Source organism: Paenibacillus konkukensis, assembly GCF_023523925.1.
GTDB classification, from domain to species: domain Bacteria; phylum Bacillota; class Bacilli; order Paenibacillales; family NBRC-103111; genus Paenibacillus_S; species Paenibacillus_S doosanensis.
Window position 1 is genome coordinate 2,498,591 of the sequence record NZ_CP027059.1, and the last position, 22,524, is coordinate 2,521,114.

Here is a 22,524-nt window from a genome sequence, read left to right on the forward strand (position 1 = left end):
CCGTTTTCATACCAAGCCAGAACCGTACTTGTTTCTGCTACAGCCGTCGCTCACCCCCAACTCTCATATGCTTTTACATTAACATAAATTGCAAATGTCCAGTGTCGATGCATCATGAAAAAATGTCGTTATATTACGATACAAATCAAAAAAGCCCTCAAAGGCCGAAAACGCCTTGGAGAGCTACACTGATCATTGATGAAGCTGCTCTTGCGCCGCAACGGTATGCTCAGAGCCCGAGCTTTCGGTCCAATTCGCTCTTCTGGCGCAGATGATGACGGAAATGCATGTCAACGAGACTGTACCACTCCCTCGCATTCAACCATCCGAATCCGCCGTGCTTGACTTTACAATCCGGGTTCGTCTCATCCAGCTTTATTACCCATTCCGCCATTCTCCGCTGAACCTGCTCAAGCCCGCGCAGCAATTCCTCTTTACTGTCCGAATTGCTCGGCGAGTTTGCGGGACCGTCCGGCAGCTTGATCTTCACCGGAGGAAAGCCTCCGTTTCGGAACACCTGCTCGCCCGCTTCGGTCTTCCCGAGCGTCTGCTCCGCCACAGCGGTGCAAACCGCCGCTTGATCCAGATAATCCAATGCGGCCAAGATCAAATGATTGTACATCTGCGATAGGGACCAGCCTCCTTCCGCCGGTTGATACCTTAGCTGCTGAAGCGAATAACCGGATAAATATTGTTTGTACGCCTCGATCACATCGCGTTCGCTCATAGGGATCACACTCCTTGGACGTTATCGCTTCATTGCGCGGAACATTGCCATTCATCAATGCGTTATTCGCCGTCATTATTCGCCGGCAGCTGCCCCAAGATGCGGTTCAATGCTTGAATGACTTCGTCCGGCTTGCGCTCCTCCGCCAAAGCGTCATGCAGCCCGATCTGCAAAACGGACGAAATTTCCGAATACTGCGCCACCCTCGGCCGAAAGCGCGCGTGCTTCAGTACGGATTCTATTTCGGGATAGTACGGATTAAACGCTAGGACATCGGGATCATGATACGGCCGATTGGCCGCAGGCATTCTGGAATCGTTCATGGCAATTTGCTTCTGAGCCTCTTCGCCAATCAAAAATTTAAGAAATTGAATGGCCGCCAATCGGCGCGGCTCCGTAATATGGGCGTTCATACCGATGCTGAACCCTCCCAGTCCCGCTCCGCCCAGCGTTCCGCGCGGCCCGACGGGCAGCGGCGCAATGCCGATTTTGCCTTGAACGGGATAATTCCCGTTTTTCGCCAAGCCCCATACGATAGGACCGCTGCGCAGAAAAGCCGACTTCCCTTGCAAAAACCATTCTCTGGACTCCGTTTCCTTTAAGCTCAGCACTCTTGGCGGGGAAATCCCTTCCTTCAAGAGCCGCTGCATAAACGCCAGCGCTTCCACAGCTTCGGGATCGTCCAATGTCCAACGGCCCGCGTTTTCAACAATATCCCCGCCGTTATTCCACACTTGTTCCAAGAAGTTGAGCGTCAAGCCCTCATATGCATTTCCCTGGAATAAATATCCATATTCTGCAAGGCCTTTTTGCTGCAGCAGCTTGGACTGTTCTATCAGCTCCGACCAAGTTCGCGGCGGCGGTTGCCCGATTTGTTCCAGCAAATCTTTGCGGTAAAACAGCATCCCCATATCGGCATACCACGGAAGGGCGTACATCGTTCCTTGCGAATAGACGCTTTCAAGCGGAATATCGCTAATATCCTTCAGATCGTCTTGACTGAAATAAGGGGTTAACGGGGCCAGCCATCCGGCGGAAGCGAATTCCTTAATCCAAATGACGTCCATCGCGAACAAGTCGATATCTTTATCGCCGCTTACCAGCTTATTCACATACTCGTCATGCATGGAAGAAACCGGCGGCAATTGCGTAATGTTCACTCTAATCTCCGGATGAAGCCGCATAAAGTCTTCCGCCAGTCTTTGCGCGGTTCCCGTCCCCGTCTCCGGCGCGGAAAAGGCAATCGTCGTCACTTGCTCCGGTGCAGGCGAAGCTTCCGGCCTGCCCCGGGATTCGCAGGCGGTCGCTGCCGCCAGCAGCAGAAGCGACAAAGCGGCGGCGAAACCGAATCGTACGTAAAGCCGGCGCCTTAACCTCATCCTTGCCTTACCTCCGTTTCTTGAGCCGAACCGGCCATAGCTTCATAAGCAAGCCGCTCCCGCCATTCCTTCGGAGTCGCTCCCGTGTGCTCCTTGAAGCAGCGCGTAAAATATTTATAGTCGGAAAATCCCACCTCGTAGGCAACTTCATACATTTTTTTACGGCCTTCTCTTATGAGCTCCATCGCCCGTTCCATTCTTTTTTCCATCACGTATTCCAAAAAGGTCTTGTCCAATGCTTGCTTGAACAAGGCGCTGAAATGGCTCCGGCTGAGCTCCACATGCTCGGCTACATCCTGCATCTTCAATTCTTCTTGCAAATGCCGCTGAATATATTGGACGGCCTTCTGAATTTCCGGACGCAGCGAGAAGCCGCCGGAAGCTTGCACCCGCTGTTCCCATGCGTCGATTTCGCGCCCGATCCGGCTAACCAGCTCGGACCGCTTGCTCATCCCCCGCAGCTCGGAAATGGCCGCTCCCATAGGGGAAGATTGCGGATCGCCGCATTCCAGCCGGATCATGTCGATCATGGCGGCCGCCATCTCCTTGACGGAAGCGGACGACACGCCGGGCTTCCATAGAGCGGATAACTGTTGGAGCTCCGCTCTTACCTTTTGCGGCGAGCGTGTTCGAAGCGCCTCAAGAAACTGCTGGCGGCGGTCGGCGGTAAACATTGCGCCACTCATTGCGCCTCTGTCCTCCGCTGCGGCGTACGGCGCTTCACCGGTATAAAAGCTCCTTTCTCCCTCGTCGTAAAAGAAAGCTTCCGCGCCCCGGCCCGCTTCTTCCAATGCTTGCCGGGCCGTCGCCAACGATACGAACGGGGCCGATACGCCGACGTACAGCTCCTCCCTGCCGCAATCGAACAGCTGAAGCAGACGGCCCGACCATATGTGCCCCGTCCGCTGTATTTCCAACGAAGACGGCGTTCCGGAATACTTCAGCACGGTCAGCAGGCAGCCTTCCTCATCCAAGGCGCCGTACCAATCGCTCTCGCGGCCGTACAGCTGCTCAAGCTGACGGCAGCCCGCGAACAGCGCGCCGCTTCCCGCCGAATGTACGGGCTTCGCCATAAGCAGCAGGAAGCAGCCCGAATCGCCGGCAGAACGCCCGCTTATTGCGGCGGCTGACGCGGACGGCAGGTCGCTTTTGAATGCGGCGCGCAGCCCGGCCTGCCTTTCCAGGCTGCGGACCTGTTCGGCCTGCCGCAGCAGCGCGTCCACGCTTTTCCGCTTTTCCAGGCTTTGCCGTACTTTGCTTAAAGCAAGATCCACTTCCGTTTCGTCCATCGACGTTTTCAATAAATAATTGACCGCCCCTAAGTGAATCGCCTCTTTGGCATAGGCAAAATCGTCATGACAGCTTAAAATGACCGATACCGTTTCCGGATAAGACTCGCGGATCTTTTTGAGAAAGGTCAGACCGTCCATATGCGGCATGCGGATATCCGTGATGACGACGTCGGGCTGAAGATAGGCCATAGCTTCCAGCGCTTTCGCGCCGTTGGAGTAGTCGCCGACCACCTGCATATCGTATTTGGACCAGGGGATGGTCAAAGAAAGCCCCCGGCGCACAAGCACTTCATCGTCCACGATAATAACCTTCCACATTCCTCATCCCTCCTTTACGGGCAAATGGATGATAATCTTCGTTCCTTGCCCGATCTCGCTCATAATGCTGATTCCATAAGGACTTCCGAACAGCCGCTTGATTTTCTCCGCCACATTATGAATGCCGATGCCGCTGAATTTTCCGGGGAATGCATCGTCCTTGGCCAGCAAGCCTTCGATAGCTTCGGGCGTCATTCCGACTCCGTCATCCATAACGGATACCATCAGCGTCTGCCCTTCCCTGCGAGCTTGTATCCATATATGCCCGATTCCGTCTTCCAGCCCGTGAAAAATGCTGTTTTCCACCAGCGGCTGCAGAATCATTCGCGGAACGATGCAATGCTCCGTATCCGCGTCCGTGTCGAAGGCAACGGATAATTCGGGCCCGAACCTGTACTGCTGAATGGAAATATAATGGCGCAGCTCTTCAAGCTCTTCGGACAGCGTCTGGAAAGGCCCCTTCTTGCCTAAGCTCGATTGCAGCAGCTTGATTAACGAAGTAATCAGCTCTTTAATTTGGGGGACGCCGTGCAGGACGGCGAGCCACTGAACCGAGTTCAGCGTATTGTACAAAAAATGCGGATTAATTTGATACTGCAGCGCTTTCAATTGGGCGTCCTTTTTGGCGCGCTCCTCTTCCTGAACCCGCTTGAGCAGCGATTCCAGCGTGTTCAGCATTTCATTATAGGAGCTGCTGAGCTCGCCGATTTCATCATTGGCCAGCACCTTGACCCGCGATTGAAAAAAGCCGGTTTGAATGTGACGAATCGAGTGGCTTAACAGCTGAAGCGGTTTCAGCACATGTTTGGAGAGGGCGACGGCAAGCGCCAGCCCCAGCAAGCAAGCGATCGCCGTAATGGCGAGCGTGACGTCGCGCGTCTCCCGGGTGGACCGGTACAGCTGGTCATACGGGATGCTGGCGGTCAGCGTCCAGCCGGTAACGGGCGAAACATGAGAGATGATCAGGCTCTCGGGCGACGGGGCCAGCACATCCCGGGAGCCGAGTATTACCTTGCCCTCCTTATCGAGCAAGCCGATCTTCTCCCCCGAAAAGCCGATGCCGTTGGAAAATTCGCCGAGCAGCAGGTCCGCGGACATATGTACAAAAACCCACTCTTTATCCTTCGCTTTCAAAGGATACGGAATGGGATAGAACATATCGATGCTCTCGGATACAGGGACGCCGTAATCAAAATAATCGGCCATATGCGGCGCGACAAAAACGCTGGCCGTCTCTTCCCGCAGCACTTCCGGCCACCACGGCTGTCTGACGATCAGATCCGGCTTCAGGTCGACATTGGTCCCTGAGCGGACCAAGAGCTGCGACCGATCGTTCATGGAAAGAATATGAATGCCGTCAATATACGGGCGGCTGCCCTTCTGCGCGGTTAAAAAATGACGGATATCCAAATCGTCTTTGTACCGTTTTTCCAGATTGGCCGCCGTTTCCCCGGACTTCTCCAGCGGAGCCTGATGCAGCCAATCGGAAATGGAGCGGTTGAGCACGACGACTTTGGCGATGGACTCCATATCCTTCATATAAGTATCTACATTGCTGCCGATTTGCCGCAGCGACGCCTGGGCGGAAGCCGTCGCCTGACTCTCGCTGCTGCCGGCGAATTTATGATAAACAAATACGTTTACAACGCTTAGCGGCACGATCGCCATGCCGAGAAAAGACAAAATTAACCTTACGCGAATTTTCACGCGAACCTCCACGCCCGGATGTCATATGCAATGCTGTATGTCCAAAGTCTATCCCTTTACGGCTCCCGAAGTCAATCCGGAAATAATTCTCTTTTGGAACAGCAAAACCATGATGACGAGCGGAATTGTAGAAATGAAGGAAGCGGCGGAAATTTGCCCCCACGGCACGTCGTAATCGGACGGCATCCCGACAATCGCGACCGGCATCGTTTTGAACGCGTCTTTGGAAATAAACGTAACGGCAAACAAAAATTCGTTCCACGCCGATATAAACACAAGAATCGCCGTCGTAAACATGCCGGGAGCGACGAGCGGCAGCAGTATTTTATAGAAGGTTTGGAACGGCGTGCTGCCGTCCACCTCGGCCGATTCGTCCAGCTCTTTCGGAAGCTTCCGGAAAAAGGTCGTCAAATTCCACAGCGAAAACGGCAGCGTAAACGCGATATACGGCAAAATCAGCGCCGCGTAAGAGTTCATCAAGCCAAGCTTCTGAAGCAAAAAATAAAGCGGCGAAATGATGACCATTGCCGGAAACATCGAGATGGCGAGCACAAAATAAAGCACGAATTTGGCCCCCGGAAATTTGATTCTGGCAAGCGCATAGGACGCTATGGAGGAGACGGCAAGCGCGATCAGCATGCTCATGCTCGCTACCATAAAGCTGTTCAGCATATTTCGCAAAAAATTTCTTTTTTGAAAAATATCGATATAATTCGTCCAATAGGTGAAATCCGGGAACCAATGGATATCGTTAACGTTATACAGCAGCCGTTCATTATGAAATGAAGCGTTCGTAATCCAATAGAACGGAAAAACCGTAATGAGAACGGCTGCGGCGACAACGGCGAATAAAGCTGATCTTCCCCAAATGTTAGTCTTCATGTCCGTCCCTCTTTTTCCGATAAAGTCCAAATGTACACGCTGCTGATGAGCGCGATCACAATAAGAATCGATACGGCGATCGTCGATCCGTATCCGAAATCTAAATTTTTGAATAACGTCTTGTAGGCGTACAAGCTGGTGACTTCCGTCGCATTCCCCGGCCCGCCCATCGTCATGACGTAGATCAAATCGAAAACGCGGAAGCTGTCGAGCGTCCGGAACAGAACGGCGACAAGGATGGTCGGCTTGATCATAGGCAGCGTGACCGCCATAAATTGACGAAACCGCGAGGCCCCGTCTACGAAAGCGGACTCGTACATATCTTTGGGAATCATTTGAAGCCCGGCCAAGATGAGCAGCGCCATAAACGGAGTCGTCTTCCAAACGTCGGATATAATTACCGCGCCAAGCGCGCTGTCCGTATTCGAGAGCCACGCGTGAAACTGGCTGATCACTCCGATCTTCTCCAAAAAGATATTGATAAAGCCCCACTGATCGTTATACAGCCACAGCCACATCGTCGCCGAAACTACGGATGGGATCGCCCACGGCACTAATGCCGCCGCCCGGACGACTCCGATATAACGAAACGGCAAATTCATGATAAGCGCCAATATTAGACCGAGCACCAGCTCGCAAAATACGCTGGCCAGAGAAAACAGGCATGTATTGAGAAGCGAATTCCAAAACCGGGTATCGTGAACGAGCGTATCGTAATTTTTCAAACCGATAAATTTCTGATCTTGAACGGCGAGCAGCGAATATTCGTAAAAGCTAAGTTTTACCGTCTGCACTAAGGGGTATACCGCAACGAGCAAAATCAGTATGATCGCCGGAGCTACGAATACGCAGCCCCATAATGCTTTTTTCCTCTCCAAATGAGTTAACGAGGCTTTCATCCTATCATCTCTTTCTTGCCAAAGATGTCCCCCCTGCTATCAGGCAGAGGGGATAGTTCATAAATGCTATTTCTGAATTTCTTCCAGCTTCTTCTGCATATCGGCAAGCGCCTGCTCCGGCGTTTTTTTATTGTTAAATGCAAGGGACAGCTCCTGTTGAATCGTTTCGCTCACCTTGCCGTAATTGGCCGACTTAGGACGGGACACGCCGTTAATCAGCACTTGATAGAACGGGATGAACGAAGGATTCTGGGAAATGATCTCCTGATCCTGGTACAACGTAACGTCCGTCGGAAGACGGCCGCCTTCCATCGCTTTCACCTTCTGCTGCTTGGCGTCCATCAGCCACTTCATAAATTCGAACGATTCCTTCGGATGCTTGGAGGTTTTGGTAATCCCCAGATTCCAGCCCCCCAGTGTAGAAGCCGGCTTGCCGTTATCGCCCTTAGGCAGCGGAGCAACGTCCACTTTCCCCTTCACCGCGCTGCCCTCCTTCTCTACGAGCGGCCATGCGCTGTTCCAGGATCGCAAGAATACGGCGTTTCCGTTCAGGAACGCTTCCTGGCTTTCTTTTTCCACATACGTATTTACCCCTGCCGGCATAACATCCTTAAGCTTCAGCATCATCTGCAGCGCTTTGAGGTTCTCGGGCGAATTCACGACAACCTTGCCGCTCCCGTCCAGGAAATGGCCGTTGTAGGATTCCATAATCTCCAGCGCATTGGTGACGATCGCTTCATGCTGCTTGAACTGGCCTACATATCCGTTCATCTTGTATTTTTGACCGAGCTGCTTGGCCTGATCGTACAGCTCATCCCATGTTTGCGGCGGCCTCAGACCTTCTTTCTCCAAAATATCTTTGCGATAATACAGCATTCCCGCCGTGGAGTTCCACGGGAGAGCATACCAAGCGCCGTTCACATTCATCGCTTCCGACGGCCCTTTCAACAGCCCGGTTGTCGCCTTGGTCTTGAAGGCGTCGTCCATCAACGGGTCAAGCGGCTGAATCCAGCCGGCCTTGGCAAACTCGCTGATCCAGACGATGTCCAGCCCGATCACGTCCAGCGAATCGTCGCTCGCCGCCAGCCACGTCGTCAAGCGGTCCTTGTATTCGGAGTTCGGAACCGGCTTATAGGTCACCTTCACCTCGTTTTGCGATTGGTTATACGCATCGACCAGCTTCTTGTCGACCCCCAGGCCGTCGTCGAAGATGGTAAAAGTAATTTCCACCGGCTTCTTCCCGTCCTTGCCGGCTCCGGAAGCGCCCTGATCCTCCGCATTGCCGCATCCGCTTACAACCAGACAAGCCAGCAGCGCTGTTGCCGTCCATTTTTTCATAGCTTGTACTGCCCCCTTCATAGTATGTGCAATCGCTTACAAAATGGATTATAACCGTTTTGGCGGATCGCTAACACGGAGCAATCATCCGATTTGGGGGAACAATCATCCAATCGCACCCCGCTCGGCACGCCGTGCTTCCCGCAAAATGGTGACGATCATCCGATTTCGGGGGTTAAATGTCCGAATTCAGGGCAGGCAAAAAAACGCTTGGAAGCCCAAGCGTTTCATTGGCAATTAGCCGTTCATATTCCGCTGTCTACTGTTTCATCGAAAATTTCATCTTATCCAGGTTACCTACATACATGAGGCTGGATGTCGTCGATCCCTTGAATACGACGCAGACGGTTTGCTTGCCGCTCACCAGCTGGTTCAGCCGGCCGCCGGCCGTATTGTAGGTGCCCCAGCCCGAGCCCGTATTGGGCAGGCTCAACGTGCCGATCACCGGGCCGTCCTTATCGTTCAAACGGATTTCGGCTGCAACATCGGCAGGCGCTTTCTGCGAAGGCGCGTCGTAGACGATCTCCAGGTAATTTTTCCCTTTCGTCCCGAAATCGACGTCGTTGTAAGCCATCCAGGCGCCGTTAAACGTGTTGCCGACGGTCGTCCCGCCGTTGTTGCTTTCCGTTTTTAACGGGTTGTTATTGAACGTGTTCACCGCCGTCGTCCAGGCGGAACGGGCTTCAAATTCCACGGTCACATCCTGCTCCGGCGCCTGCTCGCTTAAGGTAAAGCTCGCATTGTCGAAATTGCCGATATATTTATACGTCGAATCCGTCGTACCCGTCAGCACGAAGTAAACGTCCTGCAGTCCGGTGACGATTTGCGTCAGCTCTCCGGTAACCGTACGGTAAGTTCCCCAGGAGGCAGCGGTCGGAGGCACGGCAATCTTGCCGACCAGCAGGCCGTCCACGCCGCCCAAGCGAATTTCTACAGCGGAATCGGCCGCGCAATTCGTACTGTTGCCCGAATACTCGATGGACAGCTCGTTCACGCCGCCGCTGCCGAAATCCATCCTCTTATAGGCAAGCCAGGCGCCGCTGAACGTATTGGCAACCTGCTGGCCGCTCTTGCCGTTCTCCGTTTTCAGCGGACTGTTGTTCGCCGGATTGGAAGCGGTAGACCACTCATCGTACGTCTCCAGTTCAAGCTTGGCGAAGTCGGTTCTGATTTTCTGGTAGCCGAAGGTCATCCGGTCAAAGTTGCCGATATAAGGCAGCGCACTCGTCGTGCTGCCTTTCATTACGATCACCAGCCGCTGCTTGCCGGTAATCGTTCTGCTTAGCTGGGCTTGCGTCGTCTTATACGTTCCCCAGCCGCTGCCCGTATTCGGCAGATCCACAGTTCCGACCAGCTCGCCGTCGACCGCGTCCAGACGAATTTCCAGCCGGCTTCCCACCGGCACTTTATTCGTCGGCGCATCATATTCGACCGTCATCTGATTGGCACCCGGAGTGCCGAAATCAAAGTTATCATAGGCAAGCCAGGCGCCGGTAAACGTGTTGGCGACGACCGTCCCGTTATTGCCCGCTTCGGTTTTGAGCGGATTGTTATTGAACGTGTTTACATCGGACGACCATTCCGTGCGGTTCTCGAACTGAAGCGTCAAGCCGTCATCCCCAGGCTGGCCGGGCACTTCCGGAACCTCCGGAACGTCCGGCTCCTCCTCCGGGAGCGGAAGGGGTTCCGGCAGCGGCTCTTCGACCGGCGGCTTCGGCTCCGGTTCGGTTGCCGGCTCCGGCTGCGATACGACCGGTGCCGCGAGCCACAGCGAGTCATAGATGTTGCCGTTATAGGCGTCGACCAAATACACGTTCATCTGGTACTTGCTCGCATTGACGTTGAACAGCTGAGAAAGCTGGAAGCCTCCGGTTTCCACAGGCACGGCATTGGACATCAAGGCCCGTTCGTTGCCGTCCATTAATTGAAACACGACCACGGCGGAATCCGCATATTGGCCTGTCAATGTCCCCTTGACCTGAACATCCATATTGCCGCTCCGGTTCACATCCACCTGCAGATCGTACACATCCCACTGAATGTCCGAAGTGTATCCGGCATTCGAGATCAGTTCTTGACCTGCCGTGCGCCCGGAAGCTTCGTCCGCCTTCACGCGCACCTGCACCTTGCCCGCTGCAAATTCGAGCGGACCTACCGTTTGCGGGTTCGCCGTCACCGGCTTCCACTTCAAGCCGCCGTCCGTACTGTACTCGTATTCGGACGGCTGCTCGAAGCCGGGAACGAACGTCCACCCGAAGGTATTCGCCTTATCGTCCACGACCGGTTCGGTCGGAGCGTCCGGCTTCATCATCCGCTTCACCGCTTCCAGGCTGAACTCGAAGGCGATGTCCGAGCTCGTCGCATTCACCTGATGCACCTCGGCGGAAATGACATTCGTCCCCGGCACCAAATACGCAGGATCGATCTGATACGCATTGCGGTCCCGCTCGTCATTGACCGTCGCGTTCGCGTACGTATTATAGTTCACCGGACCGGCGGGCATATTCGTACGGATCACTTCATGACCGTTCAAGTAGACGATAGCCCCGTCGTCGCGGATGAGACCGGCGTCCAGCTCGAGAATATCGCTCGCATCGGATACCTCGAAGGTTTTGCGGAAATACGTCGTCGGATACTTGTTGTTGGCATCCGGTCCGTAGCTTACCTTCGTCTTGACCTTGCCGGTATTGTCGTAGCCCAGCATAGCCTGGCCTTCCGCCCAGCGGCTGTCGTCGTATTCCGGGCCGTTCCAGCCGCTGCCGGCGTATTGGCCCTTGTCGTAATATTTCCATACGGATTGCTCGGCGATCAGCGTTTGGCGCGTCAAGGCGTTGTCCGCTTCAGCCGTAAAATCCATGGTCGGAGGCGCTGCGCTGGGCGTTGCTCCCCAGCTCGTATTCGGCACGGCATCCATATCGAATTCCAATGTGCCGCCCGACATCATATCGCTGTACTTGATCCACGATTGGTTCAGGTTATTTCCGTTCAAATGCGCGGATTGAATAAAGCGGTTTTTGCTGGACACATGGTTAGCTTTAATCGTAAACGTCTTGCCGTTGTCCAGATGCAGCTTCACCTCCGAGAAAATCGGAGAGCCGATCAGGAAGCTCGCTTCGCCCGGATTGCCCGGGAACAAGCCGAGCGCGCTGTACACGAACCACGAGGACATGCCGCCGGCGTCGTCGTCCATCGATTGCAAGTATCCTTCCGGATCGTCGCGGTACACCCGGGATTTCATCGGATAGGCGTAAGGCCCGTGGTTATGATATTTTTGCGTAACGACTTCCGTCGTATACTGTCTTGCATAATATTGGGTTAAATACGGATACCCCAAATAATTGAACAAATAAGGGACATGCAAATCCGGTTCGTTGATCGCCATATACTCGTTGATTTTGAAAAAATGCTGCAGCTGCTCGGCCATTTCTTTTTTGCCGCCCATCAGGCCGGCCAGCCCGTTAATGTCTTGGGGCACGGACCAGCGGTACGTCCACAGATTGCCCTGATAAGCATATTTATCTACTGCCAAAATATCTCCCTTGCTCACCGTCTGTCCGTTCGGAGTAAAGAAGCCGCGCTTCTCTCCGTTCTCGTCGACCTGATTCGGGTTCCAGAGCTGCTTGTAAGACAGCGCAAGCCGTTTGTACTTCTCGTACGTATCGCGGTCCCCGATCAGCTGGGCGAGCTTCATCGGGAACGAGGCGCTGTTGGCCTTCTCCAGCTTGCCGGAAATTTCCCCGTCGCTGATCGAGAAATTGTCCGCGTCAACGGCCATCCCTTTGAGCGCTTTGTACACGTCAAAGTCCGTAAAGCCTTTGGCGTACGCATCGAGAATGACCGCGCCGTTGAACTCGTTTCTCACTGTAGGACTCGGCCAATAACCGTCGCCCCATTGCGTATAGGAGCCTCTTGTACTATACAAATCGACAAGAGACTTGACCATGTTCTCGTATTGTTTCGGAGCCAGCACGGAGAACAGCGAATATTTGCGGAAGTCGTCCCACGTCGTCCAGCCGTTATAATACTCGAAATCGCCGCCGAACTCGGAGACTTGACGAATCGTGTTCTCGTCTCTTCCCGCTTTGAAGGTGTCGTTCGAACTCGTCACATTATTCGGATGAAGAAACGTATGGTACAGCTGCGTATAGAAGACCCGCTTGTTCTGTTCATCCGCATCGGTGATTTCCACCTTGCTCAGCAGCTCGTCCCAAGCGTTTCTCGACTTGGCCTGCTGCGCGTCGAAATCCCAATTCGCGATGTCGTGGTCCCGCTCGTACTTCGCCTGTTCGACGCTGATCGTCGAGAGGCCGACTCTGGCTTGAATCACTTGATGATCCCGCGTATTGAAATTCACCCATACGCCGCTGTTCGAGCCGCTGCGCTGAGCGACCTCTCCTACCGCGTCTGCCTGCCAGGACGTGTAGGAATCGAAATCATGGTCAAACTGGATGGAATAATACATCGTATAGTATCCGTGGCCGCATACATTTTGCGATTGGATCATCCCGGAAATTTCATCGCTGCCTTCCACCGTCAGATTGGCGTCCACCATGCCCGCATAGGAATTGGACAGGTCGACCAGCACCGATCCGGTATCGGCGTCAGGGAAGGTGTAACGATGGAAGCCTACATTATGCGATGCCGTAAGCTCGACGCCGATGCCCGACGCCAATTGAACGCCGTAGTAGCCGGGCGAAGCTTGCTCGCTGTTTTTATCGTACCGCTGCTTGTACTCGTCCCGGTTTTTCGTAAATGCGCGGGTTTCCGGCATCATTAGGATGTTGCCGCCTGCGCCGCTGCAGCCTACGCCGCTAAAGCGCAAATGGGAGAAGCCCTTCAAATATTTATCCTGGTAGTAATACCCGCTGAAGGCTCCGCCGTCGCTATCGGGTCCCAAGGAAACCAGACCGAAAGGCGTCGTCGGCCCCGGGTTCGTCTGTCCGTTGTCCCCCAACGTGTTAATAAACGGGTCTACATAATCGACGGGAGCAAGGTTTGCGGCCGGGTAGACCGGCTGCTTGTCACTGTCCGTTCCGTAAATTTCCAGCTCGTACAGACGAACCGTATTGTTGTCGTAGGCTCCTTTATCGACGTACAATCTTACGTACTGAGCCGTAAATGTCGGCACATAGCGCTTAACGATCGTTTGCACGTTATTTTTGACCGTATCGACATCGAGCCATGTCTGCCCGTCTTGACTCATCTGCAAACGAAAGTCTTTGGTGTTCCAGAACGGGCTGTTCGTCGATTCGCCGATGGCGGCGTTTTTGACAACCCATTCGTTCATATTGTATTCCTGGCCCAAATCGAGCATTAACCATTTGTTCGCCGTATTCGAATTGTCGCACCACTTCGTATCGTTCTTGCCGTCAACCGCTGCGCTTGCGCTCTCATTGGCGTTGCACTGCCCCGATGCCGTGACCTTGGCGTTGAGCGCCACGTTTCGGGTCTCGGCGACCGGAAGCGCATTGTCGGGCGCTGCCGATACGGTTCCCATGGCAAACGGAGTCAGCATGCTGTAAACGAATACGCCCGTCATGACAACTGAAATGATTTTTTTCCACATTGCGATGGGGTCCTCCCGCTTTCGATTTATAAAGATCCTTTCGGCAGCAGCCGGTAGATCATAACGGCCACCTCGGCCCGGGTAACGGATTGTTTCGGATGAAACCGAACGCCGTCCCCTTCAATTAATCCTTTGGACCAAGCTTCCTTCACGGCCGCCTCCGCCCAAGACGCTACCTCGTTCATATCCGCGAAGTCGGGCGCCGCTTTCGCCGCTGCGGTCAGATTGAAGTAAGGAGCCGCCTGCACTAAAACGATGACCGCTTCTTCTCTCGTGATCTTGTCGTTCGGCCGGAAGGCGCCGTTATAGCCCGACACGATGCCGAGCCATGCCGCTTCCGCCACGGACCGGGAATAATACTCGCTCGACCCTACGTCCGAGAACGGATTCGCCGCTGCCGCCGGAGACGCGGTTCCCTGCCATTTCAACGCGCGCATGATCAAGGTCACGAATTCCGCCCGCGTGATCGCCCGGCCCGGCTCGTAATGACGGTCGTCGACGCCGTCCACAATGCGCTTGGCAGCCAGCGAGAGAACGGCCGGCTCCGCCCAATGCCCGGATACGTCAGCAAATGCTTTGTTATATTCAAGGAGCGTATAATACGAGAAATGCGCCGCCGCAAATGTGAGAACGCCCTGACGGATCGTGCCGCCCACATATTCGGCTTGCTTGCCGTCTACGTAATAAACTCCGGCCCGCTCGGTCGAAATCGCCCGCTCCTGCTCCGGCGTCAGCCGGATCATCACGGCGGCGGGCTTATCCAGCTCGTGGATTTCCGTCATGCTATCTCCGGATATCGCCTTAATGACGACGGACAGAATCACTCCGGTACCGGTATAATCCGGCTGGTTCTTCAGCGAACGGCTCAGCAGGTCTTTCGCTTCTTCCGTCCACGCGAAGTTCAGTTCGATGCGAATCCGAGACTGAACTTCGTCCGAGAAAGCGGCAATGGAGCCCGCCGGAAAACGAACGGTATGATCGCCGTCTTGAATGATCAAATCGAGGTTCTTGTCTTGAAGATCCTGCAGCGATTTGGCAGGGAACTCCAACGCTTGGCCCGATACGCCGGCCTCTGCCGGAAGCTGAATCGTTACGGCATCCTTCGCTTGCGCTATCGCCTGCGCCAGCGTATCGCTGCCGAAAACATAACGCCCGTCTTCGGAGCTGTCCGGCTGTACGACGCCGTCAGATGCTTTCCCTGCGCCGGACGGAATGCCGCCCCCATCCGCTGCCGTTTCCGTACCGCTCGAACTCTGATGAGGACGGTTCGGCTTTCCTCCGCTGCCTGGCGTTTCCCCTCCGCCGTTGCCCGGATCGGTACTGCCACCCTCGCCCGGATACGTGCCGCCTCCGTTACCCGGGTCGGTACCGCCACCATCGCCTGGATTCGTGCCGCCTCCGTTGCCCGGGTCGGTGCCGCCACCATCGCCTGGATTCGTACCGCCTCCGTTGTCCGGATCGGTACCGCCTCCGCTGCCGTTCGGGTCCACGATGACAAACGTCCGGCTTTCCGTCCGGCCCTTACTGCCCGCCGCTACTTTATACTCGCCGTATGGAGCGAAATTTTCGTCGTCCGGAATCTTCACCTTGGCGGAATAGCTCCCCATAGAAGGAGCTACGGAATCGATATATAAGATCGTTTGGTTCGGCCTGACAATCTTCACCACGACATCGGTATCATCGCTCTCCGTCGTCCCGGAAAGGATGATTTCACCGCCTCGCTGCACTTCCTTCGCGCTCAAATTGAGCGTAAAGGAAGCCGAAGCCGCGTAAGCCGGCAGCGTAGAGAGCATGAAGATCAATGCCAGAAGGGCCGCAGCTATTTTTTTCAACGGATTCCATCCTCACTTTCATTGCAGCGTAATAGGTCTTGCCAGCTGATTCGGCACATTCAAATCGCTTGTAAATCGGTCGATCACGAATACTTTGACCTTATAATTTCCGCCCGTCACATTGAAGTACTGAGTGAACGTCAGCTTGTTTTGCTTGACCGGAACGGCATTGACCAGAATCGGCGTGTCTCCGTCCAGCAGCTCGAATACCGTATAGGCGTCTGCTGCGTATTCGGCCATCGGCTCCAATGCGACGTTAACCTGCAGCTGCCTCGCCCGCTTGATCTCGCCTGTAATCTTGTACGTATCGAGAATATGATTCACGGTGAACGGCTTGTTCGAGACGAGCGCCAAGCCCGCCTCCGCTCCCGTGGCGGCGTTCGCTTTCACACGCACCTGCACGGCTCCGGCAGGATAGTCGTCATCTCCGACCGGCTGCGGATTGGCGGTTACCGGAAGCCATTGCTTGCCGCCGTCGATACTGTACTCATAGTCGGCCAACTCGCCATACCCGGGGACATTCGTCCAGCCGAACGTATTGTATCCGTCATCCACAAGCGGAGAAGTTGGCGCCGCAGGCAGATTGCCCGAAGTGCTTATGATGCTTGCCTCCGAATTGTCCCGTTTATCGACGGCTTTGACTGCGAACTCATACGTTTCGCCGGGAACGGTGCCTGCCGCAATGTATTGATAAGCGTCCCTGCCCTTCTCGGCCGGAACATAGTCGCTCCAGTTCATACCGAGCTTGCCGCTCGTTTCATAAATTCTAAAGCCTCGCACTTCGTCCGCTTCATCTGCGGGCTGCGGCCGGTTCCAGGAAAGAACCGCTTTGCCGTCCCCCGTCTTGCCGGCCGTCAGTTGGCCGACCGGGTTCGGCTTACTGTCCGTTCTGACGATGGTATACGTGTCGAACGGTTTGGCTTGTCCCGATTTATAGGACTCGATGGTAAAGCTGTTATCCGTCATTTTGATTCCCGAATAAATCGGTTCGTACGGCTGCTCGTATACCGCCGCGTAATAGCGGTCAACGCCGTTTTTCAAATCGTAATATTTGGTCCCTGCGGAGTTGTTGATCATATACAAGGTGCCGTCCGGATTGAGCGCGTTCCCATTCTCGTCCTTCTGCACGTCGGCGACCGGCTTATCGTTATACATTTGATAAGATCTCATAAACGTATGGTCATGCCCTTGCAGCACGACGTCGATCCCGAGTTGATCGAAGACAAGGTACAGCATTTGTCTCATATCCAAAATATCCGTATCCAGCGCGTGGTTGCCGAGCGAGTAGATCGCTTTGTGGAACGCTACGATCTTCCACTTCTTATCGGTTTGGGCCACTTCCTTCTTCAGCCACTCGACCTGCTGGCGGAACGATTCCTTCTGGCGGTCGTCCCAGCCGATATCCATCGTATTCAAGACCATAATATGCGCATCGCCGTAGTCGTACGAATACACGCTGCCCGGAGGCAGAGGATTCTGAATCGAGTCGTTCGGGTAGTTAAAATGGTAATAATAGTTATCGTTATAGGGACCTTCATGATTGCCTACTGCGGCCATGATAGGCAGCTTGAGGAACATGTTCTGCGGCTTGCCGAAATAATCGAGCCACTGCGATTCCAGAGAGCCGGCATCCACCTGATCCCCGGTCATCACCATAAACTTGGCGTTCGGGTAATGCTCAAGACCTTGCTTCAGCGTGTTAGCGAACACTTCGTAATCTTGCGAATTGGAGCCTTGAGAATCCGTCATATACAAAAACTCATAATCGTTCTCGTTCTCCGCTTCCGTCATAAAGCTGCCCTCGGGGCTCCAGTTGCCGGCGCTGCCCACCCGGTACTTATAGGCTGTCCCCGGCGTCAGCCCTTCCGCCAGCACTTTGTGGCTTATGAAGGAACCGCTTGTCGAATTCGTAATTTTGAGATTTAAAATTCGCGTATCTTCCGGTTTCCCGGCAAATCGCTTCACGGAGGCCGAGTTAAAATCCTGATCCGCCGCCACGATCTCCACGATGCTGTCCGTCGCGTTCGCAGGTGCGTTCTGCGGCTTCTCGTAGCTTGTATACCAGGCAAACGAGCGGTTCGTCTTCGGGCTGCCGTAGAACGACATAGCAATGGCGATCGGCGCGTAATTGACTACTTCGGACGCATTCGCCGGGTTGAACTTAAAGCTTGCGACAGGGGTGCCGCTCGCATATTGCAGCGCTCCTTGTCCGTCGTAGGCGACGTTCACTCGCTGACCCGGCTTCACGGTGTCGGCCAAATTCAATCGGAGCACCGCAGAATTTGCACCTTGCTCTACCGATTGAACTGCGATGGCTTGACCATCCGCCGTTACGGCCCAATGCGGCGCTAAACCTGCGGGTATTGCGCCCAAGTCCGCCGTCATCGCGAGCGAGATGCTTGACCCTTCCTTCGGAACGGCTGCCGATGCCGGGCCGGTATATCCTTGCGGCAGGAAGAGCGCATCGCTTGGAACGATGGACTTGCTCATGCCGGGCGCCGCCCAGCGCAAATACAAGTTCGAACCGCCTGAATCTTCGAAATATTCAATCTTCAAATTGTATTTCTTACCGCCTTCTAATGAAACCGGGCCGCTAGTTTGTTCTTTATCCCAATCGTTCACCCAATGGTCAATGACCGGCTTGTCGTCGACCCAGAGGCGGAACCCGTTGTCCCCGATCATATAGAACGTGTAATCATCCGTTTGCGGCGGCATGATTTGACCCGTCCAACGAATGTTGACATGATCCTGCTGGCCCGTCCAGGTTTGCAGCGCCGGTTCCAGATTGGTGAAATTGATCTCTGGATCGACCGTCGTCGCTTTATAATCCCCGAAGCCAAAATCGCTTTTGCCGGTGTAATATTCGGCAAGCAGCCCCTGATCTTGCGTCCGGGCGGCGGCCAAAGATGCCAGCGGCGCCGGCGCTGCCGGGGATTCTATCGTGCCGTATGCCTGAAATTCATAGATTTGGGCCGTATAGCGTCCAGTCGATGCATCCGCGTCGCCGGGGTTCGTAATGTTCAGCTTGAAATATCTTGCCGTGACCGGCGATTCCAACCGATGCGTCGTCACGGCGTATGTATTCCCCGTTACCGTAACGACGGGCGTCCAGTTCACGTCATCGTCGCTGGTCTCGATAGTGAAATCCCGGGTATTGTAGCCTGCCGGTTCACCGGCGGAGCCCGCATGCGCAATCATAAATTGATTGACCGAAGCTTCGACCCCCGCGTCGATCTTGAGCCAATACGGATTTCGGGTATCCGGCAAGCTCTCGCCGCCCTGATAGACCCATTTGCTAGATGTAAGATTCCCGTCAATCGCCTGCGACGGTTTGTACTTGTCGGATACATAACCGTACGCCGATGCCGTTACGGAGCTTGCCGCAAAGACATTCGCAGCCGCCGGCTCGGCATAGACGGAACGGCCCGGCGCAACGCCTGCGGAGAACAGCGACGTCCACAGCAGGACTGCGGCAAGCGCGCGAGTAAGCAGCGCAAAACTCTTTTTCACTTCTTTCTTCCCTCCCAAAATCAATATCTCGTACATTAGGGAACTATACCTACTAAATAATCGTTATACAATACAATTAACAAAGAGAAAATATTTTGATTTTGTTAAAAGCAAGCCAAAAAAGCCGACATCGGCAAAGACGCCGTCGTCAGCTTTTACAACCTGAGCCTCATATTCAAGTAATCGGAGCAGGATTGAACAAGGCCAAATCATTGTGGATTCCCCACTGATCCGCCCATGTTTTCTTTCTTCCGCCGGCCACGTCCAAAATCAGACGGAACAGCTCCCATCCCACCTCTTCAATCGTCGCCTCCCCCGTTGCAATCGTTCCCGCGTTCAGATCGATCAGATCATGCCACTGCTCGGCGAGCGAAGTTCGCGTGGACACCTTGATGACCGGCGCGGCCGCCAAACTGTACGGCGTCCCTCTTCCCGTGGTGAACACCTGCATGTTGATGCCGGAGGCCAGCTGCAATGTGCCGCATACAAAATCGCTGGCAGGCGTCGCCGCGAACAGCAGCCCTTTCTGCGTCGCCCTCTCGCCGGGGGGAACAACGCCCATGATCGGGCTCGTGCCCGACTTGACGACGGAGCCGAGCGACTTTTCCACAATATTGGAAAGCCCCCCTTTTTTATTCCCGGGGGTCGTATTGGCGCTGCGATCCGCCCAGCCTCTCCGCAAATAATCATCGTACCATTGCATTTCGCGAATCAAAGCGCGGCCGACTTCTTCGCTCGCTGCCCGCGGCGTCAATAAATGAATGGCGTCCCTGACTTCGGTTACCTCGGAGAACATGACCGTAGCTCCCGCGCGGACCAATAAATCGGCGGCAAAACCGACGGCCGGATTGGCCGTAATCCCCGAGAAAGCGTCGCTGCCGCCGCACTGCAGGCCAACGACCAAGGAAGATGCGGGACAGGTGATACGCCGCCGCTCGTTCAGTTTAACAAGCCGTGCTTCGGCCATCTTCATAATCGCCTCGACCATCGGGATAAACCCGCGGTTATCCTGCAAGGATACAATCTGCCCGGCATCGCCGTCCGGCACTAATCGGTCGGGAAGCAGCTTCTCGCAGCCCAGCCCGACAACCATCAGCTCGCCACCGAAATTCGGGTTCCGCGCAAGGTTCTGCACCGTGCGAATGGGAATGACGGCGTCCGGCGCGTCGATCGCCACCCCGCATCCGTAAGTATGCGTTAAGGCGATGACGTCCTCGACGTTCGGATAGCCGGGCAGCAGCTCCGCCTTGATGCGTTGGACCGCATACTGCAGCACGCCGGCGACACATTGCACGCTGGTCGTAATGCCGAGAATATTTTTCGTGCCGACGCTGCCGTCGTCGTTCAAATATCCTTCAAACGTATACCCCTCCAGGGGAGGCAGCGGGTCCGGCACATTGCAGGCGAGCGGCAGCTCCTCCAACCTCGGCGGCGTCGGCATCTGCACCGACGACTCGTCGACCCGGCCTCCTCGGGCAATAGGATGAGCCGCATAGCCGATCACTTCTCCGTACCTTATAATGGCTTCGTCTTGGCCTATATCCGTCAGCGCCGCCTTATGTCCTTGGGGAACATACTGAATCAGTTCAAGTCCGCAAGGAAAACGCGTTCCTGGCGGAAGCCCCCCGGGATTCGCAATGATCGCGATGTTATCCTTCGGGTTCACTCGAATATACAGTGGCTTTTCTTCCGATAGCGGCTTGGCATTCATCGTCACACAACTCCTCCTCTCGATAATGAATCACTTCCGTATCGCTAAGGTTGTCGTTTATACAAAAACATCGTAATCTGAATGTACTCGTTAGTAAAATTCATTGTTGTTAGAGTTCTCTTAATTTTATTAAGAGTATAATGGAGGCCGATTGCAATGGACCTGAAGCAGCTGGAATATATCGTAAAAATTGCCGAAGAGAACAACATTACCCGGGCCGCGGAGAAGCTTTTTATTACGCAATCCGCGTTAAACCAACAGCTGCTGAAGCTGGAAAAGGAGCTCGGCGCGCCGCTTTTCGTCCGTTCCCGGAACAACTGGCATTTGACCGAAGCCGGGGAAATTTATGTGGACCATGCCAAAAGGATCATGCGCCTCAAAAAAGACGCCTACAGCCGAATCAAGGACATTATCGGCGCCAAAGAAGGCAAACTGACGATCGGCCTGACTCCCGAGCGGGGCACCGACATGTTCGCCGCCATTTACCCTGCCTTTTACAAACTCTATCCCCACGTAAAAATCGAACCGCTCGAAATGCCCGTAAAACAACAGCAGCTTGAAATCTCCCGCGGTCAGCTCGATATCGGTTTCTTAACCTTGCAGGATTTTCAAAAAACGGATGACTGCTACATCCCTATCGGCTGCGAACCGATTATTTTGGCCGTGCCCCAAGCGCATCCCCTCGCGCATAAGGGAGGAAAGCTGGGCGAGGCGCTGCCGCCGATCCCTCTGTCCGCGCTGGCCGCGGATTCGTTTGCCATCATGCAGCAGGGGTCTACCTTGCGGGAAATATACGACCGGCTGACCGCCGAAGAAGGCGTCGAGCCCAACATCTTGCTGGAATCCAGAAGCTGCCGAACTTTATTCGAAATGGTCGCCGAAGGGATCTGCTGCTCGGTCATCCCTATGAGCTACGCCAAGCCGGACGCCGGCGTCTCCTTCTTCGCCCTATCGCCAAATCCGGTTTGGGAAGTCGCCGCCAGCTATAAAAAAGGCAGCTACCTCTCCCTGGCAGCCCGAGAGCTTATCGCCCTCTCGGCCGGTTATTGGTCCGGCAGGCTGACGGGCCAAAGCTAATACCGGTTAACACGCGCTCAAAAGCTCCAAAGTACACTTCCTCACAGCGCAGCGGCATCACGGCAAAATGGGGTCAGCCCGAGGATTTCGCCGATGTCGCAGCGTTTTTAGCCTCACCAGACAGCCGCTGGGTGACCGGGCAATGCAAGCGGAGGCTCGCATTTGTAATTGGTAATATTCCAGAGCTTGCGGAACTGAGCCCCGCACCTTCCAGATCATAAAGAAAGAGGCTGATCACAAGGAACAACCTCTCTCTTATTATGGTAATAAAGGTGTTATTTTACCT

12 protein-coding genes and 1 pseudogene are annotated in these 22,524 nt (G+C 54.6%); 2 read left to right on the forward strand and 11 right to left on the reverse strand.

Features of this window, described 5'->3' with window-relative positions; all coding sequences use genetic code 11:
• Window positions 1–229 precede the first annotated feature (229 nt).
• The 11 genes from SK3146_RS10695 to garD all read right to left on the reverse strand — a co-directional run bounded on the left by SK3146_RS10695 (window position 230) and on the right by garD (window position 21,161).
• Window positions 230–727: a DinB family protein gene (locus SK3146_RS10695; protein ID WP_249865060.1), complete on the reverse strand. Its 498-nt coding sequence runs from the start codon at window positions 725–727 to the stop codon at window positions 230–232.
• A 62-nt stretch (window positions 728–789) separates the two neighbouring features.
• Complete coding sequence (locus SK3146_RS10700) at window positions 790–2,106, reverse strand: ABC transporter substrate-binding protein (protein ID WP_249865061.1); 1,317 nt, start codon at window positions 2,104–2,106, stop codon at window positions 790–792.
• On the reverse strand, window positions 2,103–3,716 hold the full coding sequence (locus SK3146_RS10705; RefSeq protein ID WP_249865062.1) for a response regulator transcription factor: 1,614 nt from the start codon (window positions 3,714–3,716) through the stop codon (window positions 2,103–2,105). The genes SK3146_RS10700 and SK3146_RS10705 overlap by 4 nt, the downstream gene beginning before the upstream one ends.
• A 3-nt stretch (window positions 3,717–3,719) precedes the next feature.
• Window positions 3,720–5,423, reverse strand: coding sequence for a cache domain-containing sensor histidine kinase (locus SK3146_RS10710; RefSeq protein ID WP_249865063.1), 1,704 nt, complete (start codon window positions 5,421–5,423; stop codon window positions 3,720–3,722).
• Between the two features lie 48 nt (window positions 5,424–5,471).
• On the reverse strand, window positions 5,472–6,305 hold the full coding sequence (locus SK3146_RS10715) for a carbohydrate ABC transporter permease (protein ID WP_249865064.1): 834 nt from the start codon (window positions 6,303–6,305) through the stop codon (window positions 5,472–5,474).
• Window positions 6,302–7,204: a carbohydrate ABC transporter permease gene (locus tag SK3146_RS10720; RefSeq protein WP_249865065.1), complete on the reverse strand. Its 903-nt coding sequence runs from the start codon at window positions 7,202–7,204 to the stop codon at window positions 6,302–6,304. The genes SK3146_RS10715 and SK3146_RS10720 overlap by 4 nt, the downstream gene beginning before the upstream one ends.
• A gap of 66 nt (window positions 7,205–7,270) precedes the next feature.
• On the reverse strand, window positions 7,271–8,542 hold the full coding sequence (locus tag SK3146_RS10725) for an ABC transporter substrate-binding protein (RefSeq protein WP_249865066.1): 1,272 nt from the start codon (window positions 8,540–8,542) through the stop codon (window positions 7,271–7,273).
• Window positions 8,543–8,801: 259 nt separating this feature from the next.
• Complete coding sequence (locus tag SK3146_RS10730; RefSeq protein WP_249865067.1) at window positions 8,802–14,108, reverse strand: glycoside hydrolase domain-containing protein; 5,307 nt, start codon at window positions 14,106–14,108, stop codon at window positions 8,802–8,804.
• Window positions 14,109–14,134: 26 nt separating this feature from the next.
• Window positions 14,135–15,940: an S-layer homology domain-containing protein gene (locus SK3146_RS10735; RefSeq protein ID WP_249865068.1), complete on the reverse strand. Its 1,806-nt coding sequence runs from the start codon at window positions 15,938–15,940 to the stop codon at window positions 14,135–14,137.
• Between the two features lie 18 nt (window positions 15,941–15,958).
• Window positions 15,959–19,450, reverse strand: a complete 3,492-nt coding sequence (locus SK3146_RS10740; protein ID WP_249865069.1) for a PA14 domain-containing protein — start codon at window positions 19,448–19,450, stop codon at window positions 15,959–15,961.
• A gap of 175 nt (window positions 19,451–19,625) precedes the next feature.
• Window positions 19,626–21,161, reverse strand: a complete 1,536-nt coding sequence (gene garD / locus SK3146_RS10745) for a galactarate dehydratase (protein WP_249866261.1) — start codon at window positions 21,159–21,161, stop codon at window positions 19,626–19,628.
• A 156-nt stretch (window positions 21,162–21,317) separates the two neighbouring features.
• On the opposite strand from garD, the gene SK3146_RS10750 reads away from it, so the two are divergent.
• Both SK3146_RS10750 and SK3146_RS10755 read left to right on the forward strand, forming a co-directional pair.
• Window positions 21,318–22,238: a LysR family transcriptional regulator gene (locus tag SK3146_RS10750; RefSeq protein WP_249865070.1), complete on the forward strand. Its 921-nt coding sequence runs from the start codon at window positions 21,318–21,320 to the stop codon at window positions 22,236–22,238.
• Between the two features lie 65 nt (window positions 22,239–22,303).
• A pseudogene (locus tag SK3146_RS10755) lies at window positions 22,304–22,406 on the forward strand (short-chain dehydrogenase); the annotation flags it as partial.
• Window positions 22,407–22,524: the final 118 nt, after the last annotated feature.